Consider the following 21,496-nt stretch of genomic DNA (forward strand, 5'->3'; position numbering starts at 1 on the left):
CGCCCGCCCGCGTGTCAGGGCAGCGGGGTGTTGCGGTGCAGCCGCGACGAGTCCACGTTCTCGCGGGCGCCGCGGAGCACGCCGACGACGAAGCCGAGCCCCCACGCGACGTGCATCGTGGGAAGCACTGCCAGGGTCCACAGGCGTTCGCGCCGACTCTGCCCGGTTCCCGGACGCAGCGCGACCCAGACGACGAGCAGCGCGTAGGCGATCAGCGGCAGGAAGACGATGGATGCCGCCAGCGCCCAGCCACCGGTCAGCACGCCGGTCAGGATGAGGGCGGCCACGGCGATCGCGAGCACCAGCGCGAGGACGAGCAGCGGCGGGGCGAAGAAGCGCAGTGAGTTGCGACGGCCGTAGCGGCGCACGAGCTCGCCGCGCCACGTGCCCGTCGAGCGGAACTGCTGTGCGAGCCGCACCCAGCTCTCCCGTGGCCAGTACGTGACCGCCAGCGCCGGATCGAACCACACCCGGTAGCCGGCACGGCGGATGCGCAGATTGAGCTCCCAGTCCTCGCCGCGGCGGATGGACTCGTCGAAGAAGCCGACCCCTTCGAGCACGTCGCGGCGCATGACGCCGAGGTACGCGGACTCTGCCGGACCTTCGTCGCCCCCGGAGTGATAGGCGCCGCCGCCGAGGCCGATCGGGGAGTTGTACGCCCGTGCGACGGCGCGCTGGAACGGAGTGCGACCGTCGGCGCGCATGACGCCGCCGACGTTCGCGGCGCGGGTGCGCGCGAGTGTCGTCAGCGCCCGCGCGGTGTACCCGGCCTCGAGTTCGGAATGCGCGTCCACGCGCACGATCGTCGGATGGGCTCCGGCGCGGATGGCGAGGTTCAGCCCCACCGGGATGTCGGCGGCGGGGTTGTCGACGAGACGGATCCGGCGGTCGTCGGCGGCCATGCGCCGGGCGAGCTCCGTGGTGCCGTCGGAGGAGGGGCCGAGAGCCAGGATCAGCTCGGACGGGCCGTCGTGCTCCTGGGCGAGTACGGAGGCGACGGCGTGCTCGAGGTACGCGGCCTCATTGAGGACCGGCATGACGAAGGTGACCCCCGACCCGGCAGGCGGAACGATGGCATCCCGGACCACGGGCTCGACGTCGTGCACTCGTCGATCATGCCATGGCGGGCGCGGCGGAGCGGGCTCGGTAGGCTGGAGCGATGGGTGTGATGGCAGACGGCAGGAAGGCCTTCGGGCTGGTCCGCAAGGCCGTCGCCAACCGTCTCGCCGTGGGCGATGTGCGCCGCAGGCTCGCCGCGCAGCCTCCGCATCCCTCGCACCACTTCCGGGTCGCGGTGTACTTCGCCGACAGTGCCGTGAACATGTACCAGATCCGGCAGTGGTACAAGCCGCTGGCCGAACTCGCACGGACCTGGCCGGTGGTCGTCCTCGCGCGCAACCCGAACGGCGCCCGCGCGATCTTCGACGACGGCTCGCTGCCGGTCGCGTTCGTCCCGACCGTGCGCGACCTGGAGAGCTACCTGCCGACGCAGGACATCCGGGTCGTGCTGTACGTCAACCAGAACACCCGCAACTTCCAGATGTTCCGCTACGGTCGCCGCTGGCACGCGTTCATCAACCACGGTGAGTCCGACAAGATGTACATGACCACCAACCAGTTCAAGGCGTACGACTACGCCCTGATCGCCGGTGATGCGGCCCGTGCCCGGCTCGGCCGGGTGCTGTGGGACTACGATCTCGACGCGCGCACGATCCCGATCGGGCGACCCCAGGCCGACCACTATTCGGGTGAGTTGCCCTACGTGCCCGACGACCGCACCGTCGTCCTGTATGCCCCGACGTGGGAAGGCGATCGGCCGTCGGCCCACTACGGGTCGATCCGCACGCACGGCGAGGCACTGGCGTCCGCGCTGCTCGCGTCGCCGACGCACCGGCTCGTCTACCGGCCGCATCCGCGTTCGGGGGTGGTGGATGCCGAGTACGGCGCCGCGCACCGTCGTATCGTCGACGCGATCGCCGCCGCCAATTCGGCCGACCCGCGTGCGCAGCACGTGTACGACGACAAGCCTGACCTGGGCTGGCAGCTCGCGGCGGCCGATGTCGCCATCGTCGACATCTCGGCGATGGTCTACGACCGGCTGGCGGCGGACAAGCCGCTCATGGTCACCCGGCCGACCGATCCGGCGGCGCTGGTCGACACGCACGGATACCTCTCCGATGCCGAGTGGCTGGATGCCGCCGATGCCCCCGGCATCGTCGCGGAGACCGGTCGCGTCCTGTCGGATCCTGATGCCGTGTCGCGCCTGGAGGAGTGGGTGGAGCACTACTTCGGCGACACCGCTCCCGGTGCGGCCACGCGCCGCTTCCACGACGCGATCGGCGTGCTCATGGCGCGATGGGACCGGTGGCACACCGCGGCGGCCGGTGACGACGACGCCGAGGAACCCGACGAGGCCGAACTCGACGACGAGTGAGTCGCATGTGCCCGGGTGTCAGCGACCGAGGCCGACGTGCGCGGTGAGGCGCTCGACGGCGCCGAGGGGGATGCCCAGCCAGGACGGCCGGTTGCGCGTCTCGTAGATCGTCTCGTAGACGGCCTTGTCCAGTTCGAGGGCGTCGAGCAGGCCACCGGTGACGGTGCGGCCGATGGCGTGCTCATATCCGTCCAGAAACGCGCCGCGGGTCTCATCCGCCCATCTCGGAGCCGAGGCCGGCGCGCCTTCGGGCGCACGGCGCAGCGTCGCCGCCACGTAGTCGAAGGAGCGGAGCATTCCTGCGACATCCCGCTGCGCGAGGTCGGGCAGACGGCGTTCGGCGATGGGACGCAGCGGTTCGCCCTCGAAGTCGAGGAGCACCCAGCCGCGGCCGGGGACCTGCAGCACCTGCCCGAGGTGATAGTCGCCGTGGATCCGCTGCAGTGCCGGCCACGGGGCACCGTGGGCGCGGCGATACACCGCTTCGACGGCGTCCCTGTGAGGCGCGAGACCCGGCACCTCGGCCAGGGCGATCGACAGGCGTCGCTGCCACGCGGCGGCGATCGCCTCGCGCGCGGCGTCATCGGCCGGCACGGTGGGCAGGAGCTGCGCGAGGGCGACATGCACCTCGGCGGTCGTCACGCCGAGCGCGTGCGCCGGTGCGGTGAAGCTCTCTCCGCGGGCGGCCGCCCGCACGGCGCCGCGCCAGGCGTCTTCGGTGCCGGGGAGGAATTCCTGCGCGAACGCGAGCGATCCGGTCACGGCGCGCGTCGGCTCGGCGGGATCGGGCCACTGCGCACCGAGGTGGCCGACCGTGCCGGGCACGTGTCGCGATCCGGATGCCGCCAGCACGGACTGCAACTCGATGTCGGGGTTCATGCCGGGGTGGATCTGGCGGAACACCTTGCAGATGATCGGCGGCCCGGATGCCGCGGTGTAGATGATCGACGTGTTCGACTGCTCGCCGGTGAGGACCTCTGCCCGCGCCGACGTGATGCCCGGGGCGACGCGCCGGAGCAGTGCGGCCGCGTACTCGGGATCGTGCGGCCCGTCGACCAGGGTGAGGCCGTCGCCCGTGGTGCCGATGATGTGGCTGAGATCGACGGGCGGCGCTGTGCGCAGCACGATGGGCAGCTGGTAGCTCACGGCCGGGTGACTGCTGTCGTCGGTGACGAGCATCGTGCGCACCCGTGCGGTGGGGTCTTCCGACGGCAGATCCCATCCGGTGAGCACCCGCAGCTGAGGAGCGGAGGCCTTTGCGGTGTACCAGCGCTGCCGCGGAATCCATTCGGCGACGCATGCCAGCACGCTGTCCATGGGTCGACGCTATTGCGGCCGGGGTGCTGGTGTCGAGGAGCGGGGAGGGCCGCTCAGACGCCCGAGGTCATCGCGATGATCGCGACGACTGCGGACACGACGGCCAGAAGCAGCGCGAGGCCGATGAGCACCGCGTGGACGATCAGGAAGCGCGTCGGCTTGCCGTGCTCGTCCCGCGCTCGCGGGTCCTTCGCGACGCGCCCGTAGAAGCGCGGCCACACGATGACGTTGAATGCGGCGTTGATGAAAAGGAGCGCGATGAGCAGGCCGGTCACTCCCCGAGCCTATCCGGGTGCGTGCAGTCGATCGGACCGTGACGCAGCCGGTGCGCCTACTCTCCGTCTGCTCCCGCGGAGTCGACCTCTGAGCCAGTGGCGGGTACGAGCGTGATGGCGATCGTCTCGAGATGCGGATCCTCGCCGATCAGCGCACTCGCGGCGTCCGGCGCTCCGGCGAGCTGTTCGACCCGGAAGACCGGCTCCCACGGCTCCGACGGCAAGCCCGCCCACTCCGTCGGCTCTTCGGGGCGCTGCTGGAAGATTCCCATCCATCCATTGTCGCCCCGCACGGGCGGAATGTCATGTGTGGCGAATCGCCACGCGTGCGTCACATCCGGACGACCCGCCAGAGGGGCCGCAGCGGGCTCGTGTCAATCGTCGCCGAGGTCGTCCGGATCGGCGATGGTGTGGGCAGGTCCCGCCACGGCGCGTCGCCTGACGGTGACCTTGCCGACGGCATCCGTCACATTCTTGCCGGCACCGAGCACGCTGCGCCCTGCTCCGGCGATCGCGCCGCCCGTGCGGCGCACGACCCGGAGTGTGGAGTGCTCGAGACGCGTGCTGCCCGGCCGCGGCTCGAGTTCGGCCGGATACGTCTCGGGCGGCACCCCGAATGCCCGTCGGGAGCCGACGAGCACGCGCCGGCCCAGGATGTTGTTGCCGGCGCCGCCCACAGCCGCGCCGATGCCGAACGGCAGCGCCTTGCCGACGATCGACGCCCCGCCCTTCGCAGCGAACTGCTTCACGAACATCGACTTCAGCCGGTCGACCAGCGGACCCACCGCGGCACGGGGGAGTGATTGGGTCACCAGCTCGCCCCAGTATCTGTCGCGGGCGACACCCTTGCCTGCGGCCTGCCCCGCCAACTGACCGAGGAGGTCCACGCCTTCCTTGCCCAGCATGAGGGTGAGCACGAGTGCACGCGCCCGGTCGGGGTCTTCGACACGGATGCCGTGGAGCTCGGCGAGCGATTGCGCGAACAGCGTCGTCGCCTCGAGGAACCCGACCGTCTCGACGCCGCTCAGTGCGAGTGTCACCCCCGTGCCGATGCCCGGCACGACGGCGGTCGCGCCGACGGCGGCGCCGCCGGTGGTCACCGCGGACAGATAGCGGCGCTCCAGCATCCGCACGATCTGCGCATTCGTCGACTCGGGGTGGCGCAGCCGGATGCTGCGCAGGTGGGCGACGACCGCCGGGCGCTGGATCGCGAGTACCCGGTCGAGCGCGCGGATGACGCGCGGGTGCTCCGGCGAACCCTCGGGCGGAAGACCGCCCGACCACGGGGCGTCGTCGGGCATCGAGTGGATGCGGTGCACCTCGGCCATGTCAGCGACGATAGTCGGCGACGCTGAGGATGACGTCAGACGAACAGGTTGGCGCGCTCGAGGTCTTCGGCGAAATCGACCTCGACGGCGTACAGGTCCGAGATGTCCATCGGCTCCAGCCGGACGCCGTTCTCGATGATCGCCAGCTCGAGCCCGCGCTCGAAGTAGTCCTGATCGTCGACGCGCGAGAGGTGCGCGATGAAGGCCTGCTTGTCGGTGCGCGAGATGTAGTTGATGCCCACGGCCTCGCCGATGCCGCTCTTGACCGTCTTGGACAGCTCCTTGATGAAGCCCTCGGCATCGACGGTGTACTTGACCTCTTCGTCGCTGACCTTGGCGGTGTTGACCGTGACGAAAGACTGGTCGCGCTCGATGAGCTCGATCGCGCGTCCCAGCACCCGCGGATCGAAGACGACGTCGCCGTTCATCCACAGCACGCCGCCCTTGCCGGTCGCCTTGAGGGCGCGCAGCAGGCTCTTGGACGTGTTGGTCTGGTCGTAACGGTCGTTGTAGACGTAGTGCGCGTCGGGGAACGCCTCGACGATCGTCTCGGCGCGGTAGCCGACGACAGCCGTGATCCGCGCCTCGCGCCCGAAGGCCGCGCGGATGTTGTCGTGCTGCTGCTGCATGATCGATCGGCCGTCGCCGAGTTCGGTCAGCGGCTTGGGCAGGCTGCGGCCGAGCCGCGAGCCCATGCCGGCGGCGAGAATAACGGTGTGAAGAGTCACAGGTGCTCCTGGAGGAAGGTGTTCACCGTCTGTTCGACGGGAAGACACTCCTTCGTGCCTCCCCAATCGTAGCGAAGCCACCTGGAAGGGCGCAGAAAGGGCCGGTCCCGTTGTCGATTCGTGACAATTGCCGTGTGTCGGGACTTGTCATCGCACGGCGGGTGTTCAGGGCCGGCTTGCTAGGTTGGATGCCGTGACCCCGTCGCTGCCGCTGCCCCATGACGAGCCGGAATTCCCTCCGGCTCTGCACGGAGTGGCGCCTCCTCCGCTGCCGTCGATCCCGGCGGCGGAAGCCGCGGCCGGGGACGACGAAGTGGATGCCGGCACGCCCGCGCCCAAGGCCAGGAAGCAGGCCGCGAAACGGCCGCCGAAGTCGCGCGGCCAGAAGGCTTCGGTCACACCTCCACCGCTTCCGCAGACACCGGCCGCCGAGGCTGCGGCGCGCTTCACGGACGCTGAAGCCGACGAGCCGGACTCCGAGCTCGACGAGCAGACCCGCCCCCCGCACACGTCCGTGTTCGTCGTCCCGCCGCTGCCGCCGCTGCCCCCGCCTGAGGTCTCGCCGTTCGCGCCCGAGCCGATCCGCACGCCGACGCCCGGCAGCGTACGCGAGGTGCCCCCGCACGAGGTGATGCCGGAGCCCGCACCGGAACCCGTGCCCGAGCCGGCCGCCGAGGTCGCGATCGCGCCCGACTCGGATCCTGGGCCCGCAGCCGCGCCGGAGGCGGACCGTGAGCCGAGTCCCGAACCCGCTCTCGCAGCTCTTCGTGAGCACGTGCCGGCGGCCCCTGTGCTGACGCCCGAACCGGCACCGACGGTCGAGGCGCCCGAACCGCAGGCTGTCGTCATCGAGCCCGAGCCGCTCGCGGTCGGCGAACTGCCGGTCATCGAGCATGCGACAGGGGTTCCCGCGTTGCGTTTGAGTGGCGTGACGAAGTCGTTCGGTCAGACGCGGGCGGTGGATGCGATCGACCTCGACATCCCGGCGGGCACCTTCTACGGCATCGTCGGTCCCAACGGCGCCGGAAAGACCACGACGCTGTCGATGGTGGCGGGACTCCTGCGGCCCGATCACGGCACGATCGAGGTAAACGGCGTGAACCTGCGCCGCGACCCCTCGCGGGCGAAGCGGATGATGGGGATCCTGCCCGACCGGCTGCGGACCTTCGACCGGCTGACCGGGCGTCAGCTGCTGTACTACTACGGAGCGCTCCGGGGTCTGCGCGGTGCCGTCGTCGAGAGCAGGACCGCCGACCTGGCCCGCGCATTCGATCTCACCGAGGCGCTCGGCCGTCCCGTCTCGGATTACTCGGCCGGCATGACCAAGAAGGTCATGCTCGCAGGCTCCATGATCCACTCGCCGCGCGTGCTCGTGCTCGACGAGCCGTTCGAGTCGGTCGACCCGGTCTCGAGCGCGGTGATCGTGGAGATCCTCTCGGCCTACGTGGCGCGCGGCGGGACGGTCGTGCTCTCCAGCCACGGCATGGATCTGGTGGAGCGGGTGTGTTCGGGCGTGGCGGTCATCGTGGCCGGGCAGGTCCTGGCCGAGGGCACGGTCGAGCAGGTGCGGGGCGAGCTGACCCTCGAGCAGCGATTCATCGAACTGGCCGGAGGGCTCAGCGACGTGGAGGGCCTCGAATGGCTGCACACGTTCTCCGACTGAGATTCGATCTGCTCATCGGCGCGCTGCGCGGCCGCCCGCGCGATGTCGCCCGCAACGTCGCGGGCCTGGCCGCGCTGACGCTGCTGGTCGTCGCGATCTGCACCGGCACCGTGCGGCTGTCGGCTGCGGGGACCGATGTCGCCGCCGTCGTGACGATCCTCGCCGGTGCCGGGATCGCCCTCGGCTTCCTCCTCGCCCCGCTCGTCGCCGGGTGGGACGATCCGCTGGACCCCCGGCGGTTCATCGTCTTCGGCGCCGAGACGCCCCGCCTGATCGCGTCGCTGCTGCCCGCCAGCCTGATCAGCGTGTCGGCGTTCTCCCTCATCGCGGTCTCCGCATGCGTGGCCATCATGTGGGCAGAGCACTCCGTGCCGCCGGCGCTCGGGGCACTCGGCGGCGCGCTGTTCGCCCTCACCTGCCTGCTGCTGTCGAAGGCGGCGATGGCGCTGGCCGCACTCGCGCTGCGCCCCCGGCAGTCGCGTGAGCTGACGGGACTGTTCGTCATCGCGATCCTGATCGTGGTCGTCCCCGCAGGCGTCTTCCTGGCCGCGCTGCAGTGGGAGGGGTCGATTCCCTCACAGCTGGTCGAGGCCGCCGGCGTTCTGTCGTCGACTCCGCTCGGGGCGTCCCTGGCCATCCCGGCACGCGTCGCTGCCGGCGCATCCCCGGCAGCGCACATCGCGATCGCCCTGGCGACGGTCATCGGGTTGGCCGTGCTGTGGGCATGGCTGACGCGACAGCTCGTGAGCACGACCGACCGGCCCGCCTCGGGGCGCGCGCGCCGGGGCCTGGGCTGGTTCAACGTCACCCCGGCGACGGCCACCGGTGCGATCGCCGCCCGCAGCCTCACCTACTGGCTGCAGGACTCGCGGTATCTCGCCAACGTGATCATCGTGCCGGTCGCGGGACTGCTCGCGGCTGTCCCGCTGCTGGTGGTCGGGGTGCCGGTGCCGATCGTCGCACTCGTGCCGGTGCCGATCATGGCGCTGTTCTTCGGCTGGATCGCCCACAACGACCTGGCGTACGACTCCACTGCGCTGTGGATGCACCTGGCCAGCGCCGTGCGCGGAACCGCCGACAGGCTCGGGCGGCTCGCGCCGGTGCTGCTGGTGGCCGTGCCGATCCTGGCGGTGTCCGTGCCGGTCGCGATCTGGCTGCACGGGCGCTGGGCGCTGCTGCCGGCCATGGCGGGGGTGTGCGCCAGCCTGTTCCTGTGCGGCCTCGGACTCTCGTCGATCTCATCGGCCGCCGCGCCGTACCCGGCATCCCGTCCCGGCGACGGCCCGTTCCAGCAGCCGCAGCGCACCGGAGGGGGACTCGCGCAGGGCGTCGTGCTGGTCGGCGCCGTCGCGCTGAGCGCTCCCGTGCTGTGGTGGGCCTGGCTCAGCCTCTCGCACAGCACCTCCTGGGCGTGGACGGCCCTGTGGGGCGGGTTCTCCATCGGGATGGGTGTGCTCATCGTCGGCATCTTCATCGGTGGTGCGGTCTTCCGCCGCCGGGGCAGCAGGCTCATGGAGTTCGCCGAGTCGAGCTGACCGCGCGGGCTCACCCGGACGCCCCGGTGCCGGATGTGCGCGACTACAATCGCTGGCATGAGCACGCCACTGGACAGCCCCGATCAGGGCGGCACCACGACCCTCGACCGAGAGCTCGAAGAGCTCCTCAACGAAGAGAACATCGAGCCCGGTGACCACGAGCGGTTCTCGCACTACGTCAAGAAGGACAAGATCCTCGAGTCGGCGATCACCGGCAGGCCGGTGCGCGCGCTGTGCGGCAAGAAGTGGACGCCCGGCCGCGACCCCGAGAAGTTCCCGGTGTGCCCCACCTGCAAGGAGATCTACGACTCGATGATGGGCTGATCCGGCTTCAGGATGCCGCGGCATCCACGAACACGGTCGGCAGAGCCGGGTCGGAGCGACTGAGCGCCAGTGCGCGCACGGGCAGCTCTTCGCGCACGCGCAGGTGATGATCGCGGGCCGCCGCGACGCCCGCGGCGCCCACGGCACCGGCATCCACTTCACCGCCGTCGACGATCGTCACCTGCAGCGAGCGGGCGTCCGGATGGCCTGGCGTGTCGGGGAGGGTCTCGAATCCGTCGGCCACGACGATGAGCTCGCTCGTCGCGGTGCCGTGCTCGCGCGTCCGGAACGCCGCCTTGCGGCCGCCCATGCTCGCCTTGCCGGTCGAACTCTTCGCCACCGGGACCCACGACCCGTCCGCGGCCTGCCGGGCGACGAGCTTGTAGACCATGCCCGCGGTGGGCGCACCCGAACCGGTCACGACCGAGGTCCCCACGCCGTACGCGTCGACGGGGGAGGCGGCCAGTGCGGCGATCGAGAACTCGTCGAGGTCGCTGGTCACGGTGATCTTTGTGCCCGTCGCGCCGAGGGCATCCAGCTGGTCGCGCACCTGCGCGGCGACGGTGGGCAGGTCGCCGGAGTCGATCCGGACCCCGCCGAGCTGGGTGCCGGCGACGCGGATGGCGGTCGCGACACCGTCTTCGATGCCGTACGTGTCGACCAGCAGCGTCGTGTCGATCCCGAGCGCATCGATCTGGCTGCGGAACGCGTCCTCCTCGGTGTCGTGCAGCAGCGTCCAGGAGTGAGCGGCGGTGCCCATCGTCGGGATGCCCCACGTGCGTCCTGCCTCGAGGTTGCTCGTGGCGCCGAAGCCGGCGATGTACGCGGCGCGGGCCGCGGCGACGGCGGAGTGCTCGGCCGCGCGGCGCGACCCCATCTCCGCGAGCGGGCGGTCTCCGGCGGCGATGCTCATGCGGGTGGCGGCGTTCGCGACGGCGGAGTCGAAGTTCAGGATGCTCAGTGCGAGGGTCTCCAGGATCACGGCCTCGGCGAAGGTGCCTTCGACGATCACGATCGGCGACCCGGGGAAGTACAGCTCGCCCTCGCGGTAGGCGGTGATCGACCCCGAGAACCGATACCCCTGAAGGAACGCGATCGTCGCCGCATCCACGACCCGGTTGTCGCGCAGGAAGCGCAACTCGTCGTCGCCGAACCGGAAGCGCTGCAGCTGCTCGAGCAGCCGGCCGGTGCCGGCGACGACGCCGAAACGGCGGGCACCGGGCAGTCTCCGTGCGAACAGTTCGAACACGCAGCGGCGGTCGGCGGTGCCGTCGCGCAAGGCGGCGTCGATCATCGTCAACTCGTAGCGGTCGGTGAGCAGTCCGGTGCTGGCGGCAGCAGTCATGCGATCAGCGTACTGATCCGCGTATCGACCGAGGGTAGGCTGGGGGACCGTGGATGACGCGCCGATCGGGATCTTCGACTCCGGGGTCGGCGGGCTCACCGTGGCGCGAGCGGTTTCACAGCTTCTGCCGCGCGAGTCGATCACCTACATCGGCGACACGGCCCGCTCGCCGTACGGGCCCAAACCCATCGCCGACGTCCGGCGGTACTCGCTCGAGGTTCTCGACACGCTCGTGGACCAGGGCGTGAAGATGCTGGTGATCGCGTGCAACACGGCATCAGCCGCCATGCTGCGCGATGCCCGTGAGCGCTACTCCGTGCCCGTCCTCGAGGTGATCGGTCCCGCCGCGCGCACCGCGATGTCGACGACCCGCAACGGCCGCATCGGCGTGATCGGGACGGCCGGGACCATCGGTTCGGGCGTCTACCAGGACATGCTCGGCGTCAACGAGAACCTGACCGTGTTCGCACAGGCCTGCCCGAGGTTCGTGGAGTTCGTCGAGGCCGGCGTGACCGGATCGCCCGAGGTGCTCGCCGTCGCCGAGGAGTACCTCGCACCGCTGCGGCATGCCGGCGTGGACACGCTCGTGCTCGGCTGCACGCACTATCCCTTCCTCGAAGGGGCGATCAGCTACGTGATGGGCCCCGACGTCTCACTGGTCGCCAGCGACACCGAGACGGCCAAGGACGTCTACCGGCAGCTCGTCTCGCGTGATCTGCTCGCCGGAGTCGATGCCAGGGCGACCCACGTCTACGAGGCGACCGGCGACTCCGCCGACGACTTCCTCGATCTCGCAGACCGGCTCATCGGCCGCGGGGTCGACTCCGTGCGGCTGGTGCAGACCGGCGCCATCGACCTACCGAAGGGAATCACTCCATGACCGATCTCACCCGCGCCGACGGCCGCGCCGTCGACGATCTGCGCCCCGTCACGATCGAACGCGGCTGGAGCGCGCAGGCGGAGGGCTCGGCGCTGATCTCCTTCGGCGGGACCAAGGTGCTCTGCACGGCGTCGTTCACCGGAGGGGTGCCGCGCTGGCTCACGGGCAAGGGCAAGGGGTGGGTGACCGCCGAGTACGCCATGCTGCCGCGGGCGACCAACACGCGCAACGACCGCGAGTCGATCAAGGGCCGTGTCGGCGGTCGCACGCACGAGATCTCGCGCCTGATCGGTCGCGCGCTGCGCGCCGTCGTGGACACCAAGGCGCTGGGCGAGAACACGATCGTCATCGACTGCGACGTGCTCCAGGCCGACGGCGGCACCCGCACCGCCGCGATCACCGGCGCCTATGTGGCGCTGGCCGACGCGATCGAGTGGGGCCGCGGGCGCGGTCACATCGGCAAGAACTCCCAGGTCCTCATCGACTCGGTCTCGGCCGTGTCGGTGGGCATCGTCGACCAGACCCCGCTGCTCGACCTCGCGTACGTCGAGGACGTGCGAGCCGAGACCGACATGAACCTCGTCGTCACCGGCCGCGGACTGTTCGTCGAGGTGCAGGGCACCGCCGAGGGCGCGCCCTTCGACAAGCGCGAACTCGACGCGCTGCTCGAGCTGGGGCTCGGCGGGTGCGCCAGCCTGCGCGACCTTCAGACCGCCGCGCTCGGGGCGTGACGTCGATGGGCGGCCGGGTCGTCCTGGCGACGCACAACGCGCACAAGGTCGAGGAGTTCGCCGCGATCGTCGCCGCGACCCGCCCCGACCTCGAGGTCGTCGGCTACGACGGACCCGAGCCGGTCGAGGACGGCGTGACCTTTGCACAGAACGCGCTGATCAAGGCGCGCACCGCGGCCGCCCACACCGGGCTTGCGGCGCTGGCGGATGACTCGGGGATCCGGGTGGACGTGCTCGGCGGTGCGCCGGGGGTGTTTTCGGCGTACTGGGCCGGCCACCGCAAGGACGACCGTGCAAACCTCGACCTGCTCCTCGATCAGCTCAGCGACATCGCCGATCCGCTCCGCGGCGCGCAGTTCGTCTCGACGATCGCCCTGGTCGTGCCCGGTGGGGCCGAGCACACGGTCGAGGGTGTCTGGCCCGGGCGGCTGGCCACGGCGCCCGCCGGTGACAACGGCTTCGGCTACGACCCCGTGTTCATCCCCGACGGTCAGGATGGCGTCGAGCGCACGTCGGCGCAACTGTCCTCGGCGGAGAAGAACGCGGCATCCCACCGCGCCCGCGCCTTCACCGCACTCGCCCCGCTGCTGGCCGAGTTGGACTGATAACCACACTCATTCCCGACTGGCCCGGAAAGCACTCGACAGCGCCTCCGCCCGCTTAGCCTCGAAGCATGCACGATCATGCGCCCACCGGCATCCGCTCGGCGAGCAATCGCCGGCTGCTGGCGATCTCGCTCACGCTGACGGCGACGGTCATGATCGTGCAGATCGTCGGTGCTGTCCTCAGCGGGTCGCTCGCGCTGCTCGCCGACGCGGCGCACATGTTCACCGACAGCTCCGCGCTGGTGATCGCGCTCGTGGCCAGCGCCGTCGCCGCCCGGCCCGCCGACGCCCGCAACACCTACGGCTACCAGCGCGCCGAGGTGTTCGGAGCGCTGATCAACGCCATCATCCTCATCGTGCTGTGCACGTGGATCGTCGTGGAGGGCATCGCCCGGCTGCTCGATCCCTCGGATGTCGAGGTCGCCGGCCCGCTCATGCTGACCGTCGCGGTGATCGGCATGATCGCCAACGCCGTGTCGCTGTATCTGCTCAGTGCGGCACAGCGCACGAGCATCAACGTGCGCGGCGCCTACCTCGAGGTGCTGGGAGACCTCATCGGCTCGGCGGTCGTCATCGTCGCGGCGATCGTGATCTGGGTGACCGGGTGGATGCCGGTGGACGCACTCGCCTCACTCGTGATCGCCGCCATGATCGTCCCGCGGGCCGTGTCACTGCTGCGCGAAGTGCTCTCGGTGCTGTCGGAGCGCGCGCCGCGGGGGACGGATGTCGGCGAGATCCGCGAGCACATCCTCGCCACGCCCGGTGTCGTGGCGGTCCACGACGTCCACGTCTGGCAGCTCACGCGCGGCGCGCCGGTGTTCACCGCGCATGTCGTCCTCGATCCCGCGGCGTTCGCGGAGGGACGTGTCGCCGATGTGCTCGGCGCGCTGCAGGGATGCCTGGCCGCCCACTTCGACGTCGAGCATTCGACCTTCCAGCTCGAGCCCGCCGGCCACAGCGACCACGAGACCCACACCTGACACGTCTTCGTCCCGGCGGTCAGCCGGGCGCGCGGCGGACCTCGGCGGGGGAGACGTCCGAGCGGAGGCCCCGCCACCGGGCGTGACGGAGCGTGCCGCCGGGCGTGAACTCGGCGAACTCGACTTCGCCGACCAGCTCCGGCCGCACCCACAGTGCGTCGGAGGCATCGGCGGCCGGCACGCCGACGAACGGGTTCGCATCGGTGCGCAGCGGCTGCAGCACGGCATCCAGCCGCGCGAGTGTCGCCTCGGTGAAGCCCGAGCCGACCCGCCCGACGTACTGCAGACCGTCTGGGCCCGGAATGCCCAGCAGCAGCGACCCGATCGACCCCGTCCGCCCGCCCTTGCCGGGCCGCATCGCGCCGATGACGACGTCCTGGGTCAGCGTGAGCTTGACCTTGAGCCATTCTTCGCTCCGGATGCCGGGCCGATACCGCGACCGGGGATCTTTGACGACCACGCCCTCCAGCCGCAGCTCGCGCGCGGCGGTCAGGGCGGCGTCGATGTCGTCGGTCACCGGCGGCACCACCAGCACGGGATCGGCGTGGACGGCCAGGGATTCGAGCCGGGCCCGGCGATCGGCGAGCGGCCGCGCGGTGGCATCCACACCCCCCACCGACAGCAGATCGAACACGAAGTAGGCGACGGGGACACGCGTCGTCTCACGCTCGATCTCGCGCGGCTTGGTGAGGTGCATGCGCCGCTGCAGCCGTGTGAAGGACGGGCGGCCGTGCGCATCGAGCGCGACGATCTCGCCGTCGATCACCGCCGGCTCGGTGCCGAGCCCGATGTCGGCGCGCGTGAGCTCCGGGTAGCGCGCAGTGATGTCGGTGCCGCTGCGGGCGCGCAGGCGGAGCCTTTCGCCGTCCCACGAGCCCAGCGCCCGGACGCCGTCCCACTTGAACTCGACCCACGGGCGGGCGCCCCAGCGGGCGGCGGCGCGATGGGCCTCGGCGGGCGTGGCGACGGTGGCGAGCATCGCCGCGGGCGCGCCGGCGGGCGGCGCGCCCGACCTCGGGGCCGCCGGAGACGTGGCAGCACCCGCCCGGGGCGCCGCGGCACCGGCATCCTTCATCCGATGCAGCAGCCACTGCGACTTCTCACCCGCACCCGACGTACGGATCAGGGCGAGGCGGACCTCTCCGAGCGGCCCGCCGCTGCGTCCGGCCAGGGTGAAGATCACCTCGTCGTCGCGCCATTTCTCGGCGGTGTAGGTGCCGGTGTCCCAGATCGTCATCGCCCCGGCGCCGTACTCGCCGTGCGGGATCTCGCCGGCGAACTCGAGGTACTCGAGCGGGTGCGGCTCGGTCATGACGGCCAGGTGGTTGCGGTCGGGGGATTCGGGGATGCCGCGCGGCACCGCCCAGCTGGTCAGGACGCCGTCGCGCTCGAGGCGCAGATCCCAGTGCAGGCGGCGAGCGTGGTGCTCCTGGATCACGAACCGGGTGTCCTCCGAGGGCGTGACGGTGGTCGCGTCGGGCATCGGCTCGGGGGTGCGGCCCGTGGTCCGCTTGGCCAGATAGGTGCTCAGGGAAGCGGCTGCCGGCTCTCCCGGGGCAAGTGGGGCCAGCAGATCGCCGGCGTCGCCGGCCCGGTCGAGCATCTCGTCGAAGGAGATGTGGGCCAAGTCGGGGTCATCGAGCTCCTCCCACGTGCGCGGTGCCGCGACCAGCGGGCGATCGCGGCCGCGCAGCGAGTACGGCGCGATCGTGGTCTTCGAGCCGTTGTTCTGGCTCCAGTCCAGGAACACCTTGCCGGGCCGCGCGCTCTTGGACATCTGGCTCACCACGAGGTCGGGATGATCGGCCTCCAGCAGCCGGGCGAGCTCCTTCGCGAACGCGGAGATCTCGTCGCTCGTGCGCGATCCGTCCAGGTGCGTGTACAGGTGGATGCCCTTGCTGCCGCTCGTGACGGGGAACGGGTCCATGCCGAGGTCGGTGAGGATCGCGCGCGCCCACCGGGCGACCTGGGCACACTCGGCGAGCCCCACACCCGGTCCGGGATCGAGATCGAGCACGAGCCGGTCCGGGTTCGCCCGCTCGCCGTGGGCGTCGAACCGCCACTGCGGCACGTGCAGCTCGAGGCTGGCCACCTGAGCCAGATAGACCACGGTGGCCACGTCGTGCACGAGCGGGTAGTCCTTCGATCCGGTCGAGTGCGCGATCGGCCGGCGCGGCACCCAGTCGGGCGCACCACGTTCGAGATCCTTGGCGAAGAACGGGTCGTGGCCGACGCCCTCGGGCCAGCGCAGGCGGGTCACCGGCCGCCCCGCCACGTGCGGGAGCAGCAGCGGCGCGATGCGCGTGAAGTAGTCGATCACCTCGCCCTTGGTGGTGCCGGTGGCCGGGTAGAGGACCTTGTCGAGGTTCGTCAGGCGCAGCCGATGCCCCTCGACCGTCACGACCTGCGCGTCACCCGCCATGACGAAAGGCTAGCCGGTGCGAAAATCACCCCCTGGCCTTCGCGGGTGTGACAGGTGTGTACTGGTGTGATGAGAGCGATCTGGAAAGGCGCCCTGACCTTCGGCCTGGTCAACGTCCCGGTGAAGGTGTACTCGGCCACCGAAGACCACGACGTGCCGCTGCACCAGGTGCATGCCGCCGACGGGGGACGCATCCGCTACCAGCGGATCTGCGAGATCGACGGCGAAGTGGTGCCGTTCGCCGACATCGACAAGGCGTACGACGACGGCGAGCGCACGGTCGTGCTCACCAAGGACGACATCTCGTCGCTGCCCTCCGAGCGCAGCCGTGAGATCGAGGTCGTCGAGTTCGTGCCGACCGACCAGATCGACCTGCTCACGCTGGACCGCGCCTACTACCTCGAGCCCGATTCGAGCTCGCCGAAGGCCTACGTGCTGCTGCGCCGCACCCTCGAGCAGACCGACCGCACCGCGGTCGTCCGGTTCTCCCTGCGGCAGAAGACCCGGCTGGCCGCCCTGCGCGTCCGCGGCGACGTGCTGGTGCTGCAGACGCTGCTGTGGGCCGACGAGGTCCGCGAGGCGGCCTTCCCCGCCCTGGACGAGCCGGTGCGGATCTCTGCCAAGGAGCTCGAGCTCTCGGCATCCCTGGTCGACAGCTTCTCGAGCGACTTCGACCCGGACGAATTCGTCGATGAGTACCAGCGCGAGCTGCGGACCCTGATCGACGCGAAGCTCGAACAGGGCGACGCGCTGGACACATCCGAGACGTTCGGCGAGCAGGCCGAGGCCGACACCGGCGGCGAGGTCATCGACCTGATGGCCGCGCTGCGCGCGAGTGTGGAGCGCAGTCGGGCCGCCCGTGAGGGGAAGGATGCCGGTGACGCCGCTCCGGCGAAGAAGAAGGCTCCGGCGAAGAAGAAGTCGAAGAAGGCGTCCTGACGATCAGGCTCGGTCGCCGTCCTGCTCGGGGCCCCGTTCGAACACCTCGGGGTCGAGGACGAGCGACTGGGCCTCTTCGGCGTCGGTGACGATGTCTTCACCGGCTGCCGCGGCCTTCCTGGCGCCGGCGCGCTCGCGCAGGTAGTGCCACAGCGTGACCACGGCAGTGCCGCCCACGGCCGCCAGCAGGATCAGGTCGATGTAGTTCTGGACGAAGTTCGCGACCGGCGGGATGAATCCGATCAGGTATCCGAACATCGTGAGGCCGAAGCCCCACAGCACGGCGCCGATCAGGTTGTAGAGCGTGTACTTGCCCTTGTGCATGTGGCCGACGCCGGCGGCGACCGGGGCGAAGGTGCGCACGATGGGGACGAAGCGGGCGACGATGATGGTGAGCCCGCCGTACCGCTCGAAGAACGCGTTCGTCCGGTCCACATTGCGTCGGCTGAACAGCCCCGACTCCTTGCGTTCGAACACCGCCGGCCCGCCCTTGTGGCCGATGAGGTAGCCGACTTCACCGCCCAGGAACGCGGCGAGGCCGATCAGCAGGGCGACCCACCAGACGCTGATCCCGAACACGCCCTCGGGTGCATAGGGCTGGGCGTGCGACAGCAGACCCGCGATGACCAGGAGCGTGTCGCCCGGCAGCAGGAAGCCCACGAGCAGCCCGGTCTCGGCGAACACGATGAAGCAGACGACCAGCAGCGCCCAGGGCCCCGCCGCCGAGATGATCGCCTCGGGGTCCAACCAGGGGATGAGAGCGGTGGAGTGCACAGAGATCCTGTCCGTCGTGATTCGCTCGGTGATGGGCACGGCAGAAAGTCGAGCCCCAGCCCGTGCGGAAGGTGGGACTTGAACCCACACGCCCGGAGGCACAGGAACCTAAATCCTGCGTGTCTGCCAATTCCACCACTCCCGCGTGAGGTTCAGTCTATGGGCTCCGCCGACCCCGCTCCGGGGGCCAGCCCTACGGTTGGCTGTGGATAACTCGCGCGTGAGGCGGTGTGGTTTTGTCAGGATGCCGGGGTGAGCCTCGCCTATGCTCCCCGCGCCGCAGATTCAGCGACCCACGCGGTCGCTGCCCGGGTGCGCGACCGGCTGCGGGAGGAGCAGGCCGACCCGGCGCGGGATCCCGACCGCGCCACGCAGATCGCCTGGGCCGAGGTCCGTCGGCACAACGACTTCGCTCTCGCGCGCGGGCTCGAACTCGTCGAGGACGAGGCGTCCTGTGTGCGCGAGGTGCTCGCGACCGTCGCCGGGTACGGCCCGCTGCAGGCACTGCTGGACGATCACACTGTCGAAGAGTTGTGGATCAACGCGCCGGACCGGGTGTACATCGCCAGGAACGGTCGCAGTGAGCGCGCGCCGGTCGTCCTCACCGAGGCCGCGGTGCGCGACCTCGTCGAGCGCATGCTGCACGCGACCGGCCGCCGCGTCGACCTGAGCCAGCCGTTCGTCGACGCGTCGCTGCCCGACGGGTCCAGGCTCCACGTGGTGATCCCCGACATAACGAGGGCTCACTGGGCGGTGAACATCCGGAAGTTCCTGCGTGCCTACCGCACGCTCGACGACCTCATCGCGGTCGGGTCGCTCGCACCCGAGGCAGCCGGTCTTCTGCGCGAGGCGCTGGCGGGCGGGCGCACCCTGCTGGTGTCGGGTGCGACCCACGTCGGCAAGACGACACTGCTGGCCGCCCTGATCGCGGCCTGCCCGCCGGAGCAGCGCATCGTCACGGTGGAGGAGACGTTCGAGCTGGCGGTGCAGGCGCCCGACATCGTCGCACTGCAGGGCCGGCAGCCGAGCCTCGAGGGCACCGGCGAGGTGAGCCTGCGCCGGCTGGTGAAGGAGGCCCTGCGCATGCGGCCTGATCGTCTCGTCGTCGGCGAGGTCCGGGATGCCGAGGCTCTGGACCTGCTCCTCGCGCTGAACACCGGGGTGCCGGGCGCGGCCACCCTGCACGCGAATTCGGCGGACGAGGCCCTCACCAAGCTCGCTGCACTACCGCTGCTCGCGGGGCGCAACATCGACGCCGCGTTCGTCCAGCCGGCCATCGCCGCGTCGGTCGATCTCGTCGTGCACTGTGCGCGGACGCCGGACGGCCGCCGGTACGTCGCCGAGATCGTGTCACCGACCGGGCGGGTCGTCAACGGTGTGATCCAGACGCGATCGATCTGGCGGGCGGGGGAGCCATGACCCTGGTCTGGGGCGTCACGCTGGCAGCGGGGATCCTCCTCGTTCTGTCGCCGTGGCTGTGGCCGGCGGGCAGATCGCGCCCCGAGACGGCGGCCGCCGACCGCAGCCAGGGCGCGATCGCCCGGCTCCTGCAGGGTGCCGGGTACGCCCACGCGCCCGCCGCGCGGGTCATCGTCGTCTCGATCGGCGCCGGCCTGCTGGCCGCCGCGCTGGCATGGCTGATCACGGCTCTTCCCGCCGTCGTGATCGTCGCTGCCGCCGTCGGAGTCGCGGGACCGACTGTCTGGCTGCGTTCCCGTGCGCGCCGGCTGCGGAAGTCTCGGCGGGCCCTCTGGCCCGACGTGTGCGACCTGCTGATCGCCTCGGTCCGCTCAGGCATGTCGCTGCCCGACGCCGTCGGCACCCTTGCGACATCCGCACCCGCGCCGCTGCGCCCGGCATTCGTCGGGTTCGCCGGAGACATGGCCGCATCGGGGCACTTCGACGCGAGCGCGCTCCGTCTGAAAGCACAACTCGGTGACCCCGTCGCCGACCGCATCGTCGAGACGCTCAGGATGGCACGCCAGGTCGGCGGCACCGAGCTGACCTCAGTGCTGCGGGCACTGTCGGCGTCGGTCCGCGCCGACACGAACCTGCGCGCGGAGGTCGAGTCGCGGCAGTCGTGGATCCGCGGTGCTGCCGTGCTCGGCGTCGTGGCCCCATGGGTCGTGCTCATCCTGCTGGCCACCCGGCCCGAGGGAGTCGCGGCCTACACGAGTCCGCAGGGAGTTCTGGTGATCCTCGGCGGCGCGGCCGTGTCGATCGTGGCATACCGGCTCATGCTGCGCGTCGGACGGCTCAGCGAACCACGGCGGTGGTTCGGGTGAGCACCGCCACGACGGTCGCGGTCGCCCTGGTGCTGGGCGGCAGCTTCGCGACCGGGGTGCTGCTCGTCGCGCGCCGCGTTCCTCGCTGGGCGGCCCCGACACTCAGCCGCCGGATCGCGCCATACGTGCGCGACATCGCCGATCCGCTCGGCCTTACGCCGCTCGCGCCGGCCTTGCCGTGGGTGGGCTGGCGGGCGCGGCGTGACCGCCTCGCGGCGGGCCTCGGAGCGAATGACGCGCTGGTCCGCAGACTCCACAAGGCAGGGTGGAGTCAGGATGCCGTGGCCTTCCGCGCCGGACAGCTGGGGTGGGCGCTGGGCGGCGCGCTGGTGGGAGCCGTCCTGGTGGTTGTGCTCACTCTCACGGATCGCATGACCCCGGTGGCCGTGCTGCTGCCGCCGCTGCTGGCCGCGGCCGGCGCCGCATTGTGCGACCTGCGGCTCACCGCGGCCGCGCGGCGGCGCGCGGCCCGGGTGGAGGAAGAGCTTCCCACCGTGCTGGAGTTCCTGGCGCTGTGCCTGGCGGCCGGGGAGGGCCTGCGCGATGCGCTGCGCCGGGTCGGCGAGGTCGGTGCGGGAGAGCTGACCGGTGAGATCCGTCGTGCGGTGCTGGCGACCGGCACCGGATCGAGCCTCGCGGATGCGCTGGGGGAGCTGTCGCGCTCGCTCGACGTGCCGGCGCTGTCCCGGGCGATCGACCAGCTGATCGCCGCGATCGACCGCGGGGCTCCGCTGGCGGGAGTGCTGCAGGCGCAGGCGGCGGACGCGCGGGAAGACGCCAAGCGCATGCTCATCGAGCAGGCCGGGAAGAAGGAAGTGGCGATGCTGCTGCCGCTCGTCTTCCTGATCCTCCCGCTGTCGGTGCTGTTCGCGGTATTCCCCGGTGTCGTGATGCTGCGGCTGGGGATCGGATGACCAATCGAGAAGGAGGA

21 protein-coding genes and 1 tRNA gene are annotated in these 21,496 nt (G+C 70.9%); 12 read left to right on the forward strand and 10 right to left on the reverse strand.

Annotated elements, in window-relative coordinates; all coding sequences use genetic code 11:
* Nucleotides 1–14 precede the first annotated feature (14 nt).
* Nucleotides 15–1,037, reverse strand: coding sequence for a glycosyltransferase family 2 protein (locus BKA10_RS03025; RefSeq protein WP_183501037.1), 1,023 nt, complete (start codon nt 1,035–1,037; stop codon nt 15–17).
* Between the two features lie 122 nt (nt 1,038–1,159).
* On the opposite strand from BKA10_RS03025, the gene BKA10_RS03030 reads away from it, so the two are divergent.
* The gene (locus BKA10_RS03030; RefSeq protein WP_183498537.1) at nt 1,160–2,434 is read left to right on the forward strand and encodes a CDP-glycerol glycerophosphotransferase family protein; all 1,275 of its coding nucleotides are present in this window, start codon (nt 1,160–1,162) and stop codon (nt 2,432–2,434) included.
* Nucleotides 2,435–2,452: 18 nt separating this feature from the next.
* On the opposite strand, the gene BKA10_RS03035 is transcribed toward BKA10_RS03030, so the two are convergent.
* From BKA10_RS03035 to BKA10_RS03055, 5 genes are all read right to left on the reverse strand, one after another.
* The gene (locus tag BKA10_RS03035; protein ID WP_183498538.1) at nt 2,453–3,751 is read right to left on the reverse strand and encodes a maltokinase N-terminal cap-like domain-containing protein; all 1,299 of its coding nucleotides are present in this window, start codon (nt 3,749–3,751) and stop codon (nt 2,453–2,455) included.
* 53 nt (nt 3,752–3,804) lie between these two features.
* Nucleotides 3,805–4,026: an SCO4848 family membrane protein gene (locus tag BKA10_RS03040; RefSeq protein WP_183498539.1), complete on the reverse strand. Its 222-nt coding sequence runs from the start codon at nt 4,024–4,026 to the stop codon at nt 3,805–3,807.
* A gap of 56 nt (nt 4,027–4,082) precedes the next feature.
* Nucleotides 4,083–4,298 (reverse strand): hypothetical protein, encoded by a 216-nt coding sequence (locus BKA10_RS03045; protein ID WP_183498540.1) that lies wholly within the window; start codon nt 4,296–4,298, stop codon nt 4,083–4,085.
* A 102-nt stretch (nt 4,299–4,400) separates the two neighbouring features.
* Nucleotides 4,401–5,354: a hypothetical protein gene (locus BKA10_RS03050; protein WP_241740035.1), complete on the reverse strand. Its 954-nt coding sequence runs from the start codon at nt 5,352–5,354 to the stop codon at nt 4,401–4,403.
* A gap of 35 nt (nt 5,355–5,389) precedes the next feature.
* Complete coding sequence (locus BKA10_RS03055; protein WP_183498541.1) at nt 5,390–6,082, reverse strand: NTP transferase domain-containing protein; 693 nt, start codon at nt 6,080–6,082, stop codon at nt 5,390–5,392.
* Between the two features lie 193 nt (nt 6,083–6,275).
* Between BKA10_RS03055 and BKA10_RS03060 the strand changes: the two genes are divergently transcribed.
* The 3 genes from BKA10_RS03060 to BKA10_RS03070 are packed head-to-tail and all read left to right on the forward strand — an operon-like array spanning nt 6,276 to nt 9,604.
* Nucleotides 6,276–7,745 carry an ABC transporter ATP-binding protein gene (locus tag BKA10_RS03060; RefSeq protein WP_248199032.1) on the forward strand — a complete coding sequence of 490 codons (1,470 nt, stop codon included), beginning with the start codon at nt 6,276–6,278 and terminating at the stop codon, nt 7,743–7,745.
* Complete coding sequence (locus tag BKA10_RS03065; RefSeq protein WP_183498542.1) at nt 7,721–9,280, forward strand: hypothetical protein; 1,560 nt, start codon at nt 7,721–7,723, stop codon at nt 9,278–9,280. Before BKA10_RS03060 ends, BKA10_RS03065 begins: the two co-directional genes overlap by 25 nt.
* A gap of 57 nt (nt 9,281–9,337) precedes the next feature.
* Nucleotides 9,338–9,604 (forward strand): DUF3039 domain-containing protein, encoded by a 267-nt coding sequence (locus tag BKA10_RS03070; protein ID WP_183498543.1) that lies wholly within the window; start codon nt 9,338–9,340, stop codon nt 9,602–9,604.
* Nucleotides 9,605–9,611: 7 nt separating this feature from the next.
* Here the strand turns inward: BKA10_RS03070 and BKA10_RS03075 are convergent, their stop codons facing one another.
* A complete protein-coding gene (locus BKA10_RS03075) occupies nt 9,612–10,949 on the reverse strand; it encodes a nicotinate phosphoribosyltransferase (protein WP_183498544.1) in 1,338 nt (445 codons plus the stop codon).
* A gap of 49 nt (nt 10,950–10,998) precedes the next feature.
* On the opposite strand from BKA10_RS03075, the gene murI reads away from it, so the two are divergent.
* The 4 genes from murI to BKA10_RS03095 all read left to right on the forward strand — a co-directional run bounded on the left by murI (nt 10,999) and on the right by BKA10_RS03095 (nt 14,145).
* Nucleotides 10,999–11,829 (forward strand): glutamate racemase, encoded by an 831-nt coding sequence (murI, locus tag BKA10_RS03080; RefSeq protein WP_183498545.1) that lies wholly within the window; start codon nt 10,999–11,001, stop codon nt 11,827–11,829.
* Entirely contained in the window at nt 11,826–12,560 is a 735-nt protein-coding gene (rph, locus tag BKA10_RS03085) for a ribonuclease PH (RefSeq protein ID WP_183498546.1), read from the forward strand. The genes murI and rph overlap by 4 nt, the downstream gene beginning before the upstream one ends.
* 5 nt (nt 12,561–12,565) lie before the next feature.
* Entirely contained in the window at nt 12,566–13,165 is a 600-nt protein-coding gene (gene rdgB, locus BKA10_RS03090; protein ID WP_183501039.1) for an RdgB/HAM1 family non-canonical purine NTP pyrophosphatase, read from the forward strand.
* A gap of 68 nt (nt 13,166–13,233) precedes the next feature.
* Nucleotides 13,234–14,145 carry a cation diffusion facilitator family transporter gene (locus tag BKA10_RS03095; protein WP_183498547.1) on the forward strand — a complete coding sequence of 304 codons (912 nt, stop codon included), beginning with the start codon at nt 13,234–13,236 and terminating at the stop codon, nt 14,143–14,145.
* A gap of 19 nt (nt 14,146–14,164) precedes the next feature.
* On the opposite strand, the gene BKA10_RS03100 is transcribed toward BKA10_RS03095, so the two are convergent.
* Nucleotides 14,165–16,567, reverse strand: a complete 2,403-nt coding sequence (locus BKA10_RS03100) for an ATP-dependent DNA ligase (RefSeq protein WP_183498548.1) — start codon at nt 16,565–16,567, stop codon at nt 14,165–14,167.
* 69 nt (nt 16,568–16,636) lie between these two features.
* Here BKA10_RS03100 and ku point away from each other — a divergent pair, with 69 nt between their 5' ends.
* Nucleotides 16,637–17,506, forward strand: a complete 870-nt coding sequence (gene ku, locus BKA10_RS03105; RefSeq protein ID WP_183498549.1) for a non-homologous end joining protein Ku — start codon at nt 16,637–16,639, stop codon at nt 17,504–17,506.
* 3 nt (nt 17,507–17,509) lie between these two features.
* Here ku and BKA10_RS03110 read toward each other — a convergent pair whose 3' ends face one another.
* Together BKA10_RS03110 and BKA10_RS03115 are read right to left on the reverse strand one after the other, a co-directional pair.
* Nucleotides 17,510–18,280 (reverse strand): DedA family protein, encoded by a 771-nt coding sequence (locus BKA10_RS03110; RefSeq protein WP_183498550.1) that lies wholly within the window; start codon nt 18,278–18,280, stop codon nt 17,510–17,512.
* A gap of 63 nt (nt 18,281–18,343) precedes the next feature.
* A tRNA-Leu gene (locus tag BKA10_RS03115) sits at nt 18,344–18,425 on the reverse strand.
* Between the two features lie 107 nt (nt 18,426–18,532).
* On the opposite strand from BKA10_RS03115, the gene BKA10_RS03120 reads away from it, so the two are divergent.
* Genes BKA10_RS03120 through BKA10_RS03130 form a run of 3 tightly spaced genes read left to right on the forward strand, consistent with a single transcriptional unit; the run spans nt 18,533 to nt 21,479 of the window.
* Entirely contained in the window at nt 18,533–19,699 is a 1,167-nt protein-coding gene (locus BKA10_RS03120; protein WP_248199028.1) for a TadA family conjugal transfer-associated ATPase, read from the forward strand.
* Nucleotides 19,696–20,565: a type II secretion system F family protein gene (locus tag BKA10_RS03125; RefSeq protein ID WP_183498551.1), complete on the forward strand. Its 870-nt coding sequence runs from the start codon at nt 19,696–19,698 to the stop codon at nt 20,563–20,565. Before BKA10_RS03120 ends, BKA10_RS03125 begins: the two co-directional genes overlap by 4 nt.
* Entirely contained in the window at nt 20,562–21,479 is a 918-nt protein-coding gene (locus BKA10_RS03130; protein WP_183498552.1) for a type II secretion system F family protein, read from the forward strand. The genes BKA10_RS03125 and BKA10_RS03130 overlap by 4 nt, the downstream gene beginning before the upstream one ends.
* Nucleotides 21,480–21,496 lie beyond the last annotated feature (17 nt).

Source organism: Microbacterium invictum, assembly GCF_014197265.1.
Lineage (GTDB): Bacteria > Actinomycetota > Actinomycetes > Actinomycetales > Microbacteriaceae > Microbacterium > Microbacterium invictum.